9 protein-coding genes are annotated in these 6,999 nt (G+C 53.2%); 6 read left to right on the forward strand and 3 right to left on the reverse strand.

Going from position 1 to position 6,999, the window contains the following annotated elements:
* Window positions 1-55: 55 nt before the first annotated feature.
* The 4 genes from JJU14_RS07380 (at window position 56) to JJU14_RS07395 (ending at window position 3,391) form a co-directional block, all read left to right on the forward strand.
* Window positions 56-1,156: a LysM domain-containing protein gene (locus JJU14_RS07380; RefSeq protein WP_228612116.1), complete on the forward strand. Its 1,101-nt coding sequence runs from the start codon at window positions 56-58 to the stop codon at window positions 1,154-1,156.
* A gap of 42 nt (window positions 1,157-1,198) precedes the next feature.
* Window positions 1,199-2,284: a DNA-processing protein DprA gene (dprA, locus tag JJU14_RS07385; RefSeq protein WP_228612118.1), complete on the forward strand. Its 1,086-nt coding sequence runs from the start codon at window positions 1,199-1,201 to the stop codon at window positions 2,282-2,284.
* Between the two features lie 2 nt (window positions 2,285-2,286).
* Window positions 2,287-2,760: a DUF494 family protein gene (locus JJU14_RS07390; RefSeq protein ID WP_091342652.1), complete on the forward strand. Its 474-nt coding sequence runs from the start codon at window positions 2,287-2,289 to the stop codon at window positions 2,758-2,760.
* Between the two features lie 76 nt (window positions 2,761-2,836).
* On the forward strand, window positions 2,837-3,391 hold the full coding sequence (locus JJU14_RS07395; RefSeq protein WP_228612120.1) for a type I DNA topoisomerase: 555 nt from the start codon (window positions 2,837-2,839) through the stop codon (window positions 3,389-3,391).
* Window positions 3,392-3,449: 58 nt separating this feature from the next.
* On the opposite strand, the gene JJU14_RS07400 is transcribed toward JJU14_RS07395, so the two are convergent.
* Both JJU14_RS07400 and purE read right to left on the reverse strand, forming a co-directional pair.
* Window positions 3,450-4,589 carry a 5-(carboxyamino)imidazole ribonucleotide synthase gene (locus tag JJU14_RS07400; RefSeq protein WP_228612122.1) on the reverse strand — a complete coding sequence of 380 codons (1,140 nt, stop codon included), beginning with the start codon at window positions 4,587-4,589 and terminating at the stop codon, window positions 3,450-3,452.
* On the reverse strand, window positions 4,589-5,077 hold the full coding sequence (purE, locus tag JJU14_RS07405) for a 5-(carboxyamino)imidazole ribonucleotide mutase (RefSeq protein WP_228612124.1): 489 nt from the start codon (window positions 5,075-5,077) through the stop codon (window positions 4,589-4,591). Before purE ends, JJU14_RS07400 begins: the two co-directional genes overlap by 1 nt.
* A gap of 91 nt (window positions 5,078-5,168) precedes the next feature.
* Here purE and JJU14_RS07410 point away from each other — a divergent pair, with 91 nt between their 5' ends.
* The gene (locus JJU14_RS07410) at window positions 5,169-5,732 is read left to right on the forward strand and encodes a Sua5/YciO/YrdC/YwlC family protein (protein WP_228612126.1); all 564 of its coding nucleotides are present in this window, start codon (window positions 5,169-5,171) and stop codon (window positions 5,730-5,732) included.
* Window position 5,733: 1 nt separating this feature from the next.
* Complete coding sequence (hemF, locus tag JJU14_RS07415) at window positions 5,734-6,663, forward strand: oxygen-dependent coproporphyrinogen oxidase (protein WP_228612128.1); 930 nt, start codon at window positions 5,734-5,736, stop codon at window positions 6,661-6,663.
* On the opposite strand, the gene JJU14_RS07420 is transcribed toward hemF, so the two are convergent.
* A partial coding sequence (locus JJU14_RS07420) for a group II truncated hemoglobin (protein WP_228612130.1) occupies window positions 6,653-6,999 on the reverse strand: 347 nt, incomplete at its 5' end. The two genes, hemF and JJU14_RS07420, sit on opposite strands and share 11 nt — an antisense overlap.

The following is a 6,999-nucleotide window of genomic DNA, read 5'->3' on the forward strand; positions in this document are numbered from 1 at the left end:
CAATGAACAGCTTCGTCTGTCATAATTACAACAAGATCACGCTGGGGATGCTGGCATGTTAAAACCTGTCCTTAACTTTTTAGCGCTTTGCGCTTTCTGCTTTGCTGTTACCGCTGCTGCTGATGTGCTGCAGGTGCGTGAGGATGCACCAGAGCGCTATGTGGTGAAAAAAGGCGATACCCTTTGGGATATTTCAGCAATTTATCTCAGTCAGCCTTGGCGTTGGCCACAGCTGTGGCGAATGAACCCACAAATCGAAAACCCACATTTGATTTTCCCCGGTGATGTACTTCGGCTGATTTATGATGCTGATGGTCGGCCGATGCTGGTGCGTGATGAGCGGGTCCGCCGATTATCGCCGCACACTCGGGTCACCGACACTCAGCCGGATGCAATCACCACATTGCCGCTGGCGATGATCCGACCGTTTCTGGCGCATGATCAGTTACTAAGCGCCTCGGCGCTGGAAGGCAAACCTTATATTCTTGGCGCCAGCAGCAATGTGAAAAATGCCACTGTAGGTCATACGTTGTATGCCAGAGGTGAGCTGGAGCCTGGAAAAGGCTATGCCATTTATCGGAAAGGGCGGCCTTACATCGATCCGGAAACGGGTGATAATCTGGGTTATGCCATGACGCTGGTTGCGACCAGCCGGGCTTTTCGGGCTGGTAATGCCGAGCGCAGTGAACCAGCTTCCTTGCACATTTTGGATGTAAAACGGGAAATCCGGCAGGGTGATCTTGTATTGCCTGCCATTGATAGTGAGTCGTTGCCGGCTTATTTTCATATGAGCCGACCAGAGCAGGAGCTCAATGGCTTGATTATTGATACCACCTCCAAGCTGCGAGAGTTTTCAAAGTGGGATATTGTGATCATTAATCGTGGCGCAAGCGATCAGCTAAAGCCAGGACATATGCTGGATATCCTGCGGCCTTCCCCGACCGTAGTGGACAGTCGAAATGGCCAGCCGGTCTATCTGGAAGACTCCAGCCGTTATCAGCGTTTAGCCAGTAATTTCGGTCATGAACAAATCAAAATGCCGCGAGAAAGAGTCGGTCATTTAATGGTCTTCAAGGTGACAGAGCAAGCCAGCTTTGCCATTGTCACGGATACCTATCGGCCGGTGAGGGTAGGCGATCATATCGTTAGCCCCTAGCGTTTTTTTCCAGTGAGTTTTTAATGCGATAGGGAATCTATCATGGAAGATAGACTGCATTATCTGGTGTTGGCTCAGGCTGGCATCAATGGTTATCACCTGCAGCGGCTGGCACCGCATTGCACTCTTGCTGAGCTTTGCCGACAACCAGCCAGTACTTTACGCCAATTGGGCCTGACTGAACGTCAGGCCTCTGGGATACAAAAACCAGATCCCGCTTTATTACGGCAAGCCGAACGCTGGCTGCTGCAAAGTGAACTGCATCAGCTGATTGGCTATGAAGATCCGCGTTATCCTGCTTTGCTCAAACAAAGTCGACAGCCTCCTGTTTTGCTTTTTGTCGCTGGCAATCCAGCTTTACTCAGTCAGCCTCAAATTGCCATTGTTGGCAGTCGTCAGCCTAGCCCTACCGGCAAAAAAACCGCGCATCAATTTGCCGCCGAGTTGGTGCGGCAGGGTTATGTGATCACCAGTGGCATGGCGCGAGGCATCGACAGCTGTGCCCATCAAGGCGCTTTGTCGCTAGATGGGCCAACCATAGCTGTGTTGGGCCATGGTTTGTCACGGGTCTATCCTAAGTCCAATCAGGCTTTGGCTGCACAGATTGTGCAGCAAGGTGCCCTGGTGTCAGAGTATTTCCCTGAGGTGGATGCCAGGCCAGCACATTTTCCGCAGCGAAATCGCATTGTGGTGGGCCTGTCGCAAGGAACTTTGGTGGTGGAAGCGGCGCTAAAAAGTGGCTCCTTGATTAGTGCGCATTTGGCGGTGGAAGCCAATCGGGATGTATTTGCTATCCCAGGCTCGATCTACCACCCGCAATCTGCTGGCTGCCATGCTCTGATCCAGCAAGGGGCTAAATTAACCACCTGTGTTGCCGATATTTTGGAAGAATGGACTTTTTTCGCAAAATCGGGTCTAAAACAGCAGCAAAGTGAAAAAAACTCAACGCCGGACTTGTTCGATGACACTTTGTTAGCTAACGTAGGAGATGAAGCTACTGCGGTTGATCAGATCGCAGAACGGTCTCAACTGTCGGTGGCGGATACGACCATTGCTTTGCTGCAGCTTGAGCTGGCAGGTCTGGTGGCAGTAGTGCCTGGTGGCTACATCAGAGTGAGGAGTACCTAAGTATGTTTGATATCCTCGTTTACCTGTTCGAAAACTACATCCACAATGAATCGGAAATTTATGCGGATCGTGCTGACCTGACCAAAGAGCTCAGCCTGGCCGGTTTTCATGATGACGATATTTTCCGGGCTTTGCAGTGGCTCGATAGTCTCTCCAAACTGCAGGAAAGTCATGTTAAGCCCTATCTGACCAAGTTGACGGTCAGCTCTGTCCGTATCTATACGGTGGAAGAGAGTCGCAAGCTGGATGCGCAGTGCCGGGGTTTTCTGATGTTCCTGGAGCAAATCAATGTGCTGGATGCCAGCACCCGTGAGATGGTACTGGATCGGGTGATGGACCTGGATGGCCAGAGCATTTGCCTGGACGATCTGAAGTGGGTGGTACTGATGGTGTTGTTTAATGTACCCGGCCGGGAAAGCGCTTATGCTCAGATGGAAGATCTGATCTTTGACGAGCCTGACGGCCAGCTGCACTGATAGTCATGGCTTGGTTGGGTCCGGCCTAAGGTTATGGCATACTGGCTACCTTCGTTTAAAGTTGGTAGCCTGAGCTATGTCGTCGCCTTCCGATCCACTGTTCAAACTGCCTCAGCATCAGGGCGACTGCCCTTTGTGCCAACATCCGTTGCAGATCAAATCTGGCAAAAGTGGCCCTTTTCTTGGTTGCAGCAATTATCCGACCTGTCATTACCTCAAGCCCCTGCACGAACATGAGCACAGCCTGGTTAAAGTGTTGCCACACGAGCCTTGCCCAAGCTGCGGCCAGCCGCTGGCGGTAAAAAATGGGCGTTATGGCATGTTTATCGGTTGCAGCAATTACCCGGCATGTGACTTTGTGGTGCATGAAGAGGCTACGCAAACCGAGCAGTTTGACTGCCCGGCCTGCAAAAAGGGCCAGTTGGTGGAGCGCATCAGCAAGTACGGCAAGCACTTTTATGGCTGCAACTGTTACCCCAAATGCAAGTTCTTACTCAATGAGCAGCCTGTGGCTGGTTCCTGTCAGCGCTGCAACTATCCCTTGTTGGTGCGTAAGCAAACGGCAAAAGGCGATAAGCTACTCTGCGCTGACAAGAGCTGCCAGGCTGAGCAGCAGGGCCTGCCTGGCTAGTTATCATCCTGAAACGGCATTCATGCAGCTGAGCTAGTGCTCTCCTCTTTGGAAGGGGCTAGCTAATGCGGCTTTGCATTTGCGCCAGTTCCGGGAAGTCTTCTGCTGGTAGCAGGGCGATCAGCTGGGCAAAATGCTGCGCCAAGGCATCGGCCGAATCCGCAGCCAGGTTGATATGGCCCATTTTGCGGCCAGGCCGTGGTGCTTTGCCATACCAGTGCAGATGGAGCCCCGGAATGCCCAGCACGCAATCAGGTAATTGGTCCAGCCCCAGAATATTGACCATCAGGGTTGGGCGCAATAAGCTGGTGTCACCCAGCGGTAAGCCACAAACAGCGCGGATATGGTTGGCGAACTGACTGGTATCCGCTCCTTGTTGGCTCCAGTGGCCGGAATTATGCACCCGTGGCGCTATTTCATTGACCAGCAGTCGATCGGCAACGGCAAAAAACTCAATCGCCAGCACACCGACATAATCCAGTTCACTGGCCAGTGACTGAAACATGCGCTCTGCCTGAGCCTGCAGCGGGTGAGCCGATCGCGGCAGTGACACACTGAGTACACCGTTGACATGATGGTTCTCGGTCAGCGGGTAATAGACGCACTGACCATCCTTGCCGCGGGCTCCGACCAGAGAGACTTCGTAATCAAAGGGAATAAACTGTTCGGCCACAATGCCTTGTTTGGCTTTTTTCGAGGCTTGCTTTAGAAACTGCGCAACCTCTGCCCACACCGTATCGAGTTGCTCAATCTGCTTTAAGCGCCATTGGCCCTTGCCATCGTAGCCTTCCAGCGCACTTTTTAGCACCAGTGGCAGACCTAGTTGTTGCACAGCCTCTTCCAGCTCAGCTTTGCTGTGAACTTCAGCATAAGCGGCACTGGCGACCCCGGCTTGTTGCAATAAAGCTTTCTCGATGCGGCGATCGCCACCGGATAAAATGGCGCGACTGCCAGGCAGGAATTTTCCACTTTGCTCACAAGGCTCTAGTACTGCCAGGGGAATATGCTCAAATTCAGCCGTGACTACATCGGCATCACGCAGCGCCTGTTGCAAGCCTTCGCCCAATACCTGCTGATTAATAGGATCGACTATCTGATCGCTGCGCACATCAAAAGCCTGCACCTCAATGTTGAGCGGGATGGCTTCCAGCGCCATCATTCGGGCCAATTGGCCTGCACCTAGAACCAGTACCCGCATCAGGACAGCTCCGACGGGTCAGGCTGGCTGAGCACGGTTTCAGTTTGCTGTTGACGGAAAGCATCGATTTTTTGCATCAAAGCAGGATCCTGAGTTGCCAGCATCTGAGCTGCCAGCAGGCCGGCATTAGCGGCACCGGCATCACCAATCGCCAGAGTACCGACAGCAACGCCTTTTGGCATTTGCACAATCGATAGCAAAGAATCCAGTCCTTTCAGGGCTTTGGACTGCACTGGCACGCCCAGTACTGGCAAGCTGGTAAAGGCCGCTGTCATACCAGGCAGGTGAGCTGCACCGCCAGCACCGGCAATAATGACTTTCAGGCCACGCTCAGCAGCGCCGGAAGCATAGTCAGCCAGTAGTTGTGGTGTGCGATGGGCAGAGACCACCTTGGTTTCGTAAGCTATGCCAAAATGATCCAGCATATCAGCTGCATGCTTCATGGTCGGCCAGTCCGACGTCGAGCCCATGATAATCCCAACCAGCATTGGTATTTCCTTCTGAAGAGAATGAAGTGTGTTCGCGAAAGCGCTATTATAGCGGCAACTGACCCCGAATTAAATTTTTACTGAAATGACGATGGCTGAAATTGTATCAACTGAGGTGGCTGTCGAGCTGGTTCAGGCTGGCGAAGTGATTGCTTACCCAACCGAAGCGGTATTTGGTTTGGGCTGTGATCCGCACAATGAAGCGGCTGTCATGCGATTGCTGGCAATGAAACAGCGCCCGGTAGAAAAAGGTTTGATTTTGATTGCGGCCGATTATTCGCAGTTGCTGCCCTTTGTCAACGACAGTGCAATCCCGCTGGAGCGACGGGCCAAAATTTTTTCCAGCTGGCCTGGCCATATCAGCTGGGTGCTTCCAGCCAGCCCTGCAGCACCGCGCTGGATCACCGGTCTGCATCAAAGCATTGCCGTGCGGGTAAGTACCCATCCGGTGGTACGAGCTCTGTGTCAGGCCTTGCCTGGGCCACTGGTATCGACCAGTGCGAACAAGGCAGGCGAGCCGGCCATCACCGTTGCCTCAGAGGTGTTGCAGCAACTGGGGGGCGATATTGCCGCCTTGGTCGCTGGAGAGCTTGGCGGTGCAGTTCAGCCCAGTCAGATCCGTGATGCCATCAGTGGTCAGATTTTAAGGAGTTAAGATGTCCGACAGCAGTCAGCAGCAACTGAGTGAAGTACAAGGTTTTTTACAGCAATTGCAGGATAGCATTTGTCAGGCACTGCAACAGGCCGATGGCAAGGCGCAATTTGTTGAGGATGCCTGGCAGCGCGCTGAAGGTGGTGGCGGGCGTAGCCGGGTACTAACCAAGGGCGCCGTATTTGAGCAGGCTGGTGTGAATTACTCGCATGTGTATGGTGCCCAAATGCCTGCTTCGGCCACGGCGCACCGACCCGAGCTGGCTGGGCGCAGCTTTCATGCCTGCGGTGTTTCTTTGGTGATCCATCCAAACAACCCGTATTTACCGACCACCCATGCCAATGTGCGCTTTTTTATTGCGGAAAAACCAGGTGCAGCGCCAGTCTGGTGGTTTGGTGGCGGCTTTGATCTCACGCCCTTTTACCCCTTTGAAGAAGATGTGGTGCATTGGCACCAAATCGCCAAAGCGGCTGTAGACCCTTTTGGCGCAGAGTATTACCCCCGTTACAAAACGTGGTGTGATGACTACTTCTACTTAAAGCACCGCGGTGAAACCCGGGGGGTGGGTGGATTGTTCTTTGATGATCTAAACGCGCCTGGTTTTGGCCAAAGCTTTGCACTGATGCGCTCGGTCGGTGAGGCTTTCTTACCGGCTTACTTGCCTCTGGTGGAGCGGCGTAAAGATACCCCTTATGGTGAGCGCGAGCGGCAGTTTCAGTTGTACCGCCGTGGCCGCTATGTCGAGTTTAATCTGGTATTTGATCGTGGCACTTTGTTTGGCTTGCAAAGCGGCGGCCGTACCGAATCCATTTTAATGTCGATGCCACCGCTGGTGCGCTGGCAGTACGGTTATCAGCCTGAGCCTGGTAGTCCGGAGGACTTGTTGTACGAACGCTATCTGCAGCCACAAGACTGGTTAGGTCTTAACAGTTAATCATATGGCTCGCCAGTTGCCCCAGCGACTGGCGCAGTCCTTCGCGTAATAGCGGGTGCTCAACGACCTCATCCAGCGCCTGGTTCATGCAAAACATCCATTGATCGCGTAGCTGTTGGTTGACGGTAAAAGGCAGGTGGCGGGCACGTAGCCGTGGATGGCCGTATTTTTCTTCAAATAAAGCGGGGCCGCCGAGCCAGCCGGACAGAAACTCAAAAAATTTTTGCCGGATAGCATCCAAAGGTTTGGGGTGAATAGCATAAAGCTCACGCGCCTCTGGTGCGGTTTCCATCACATCGTAAAAGCGATTGGCTAAACGACGGACCGCGTCTTCCC

Source organism: Alkalimonas sp. (genome assembly GCF_020831925.1).
GTDB lineage: Bacteria > Pseudomonadota > Gammaproteobacteria > Enterobacterales > Alteromonadaceae > Alkalimonas.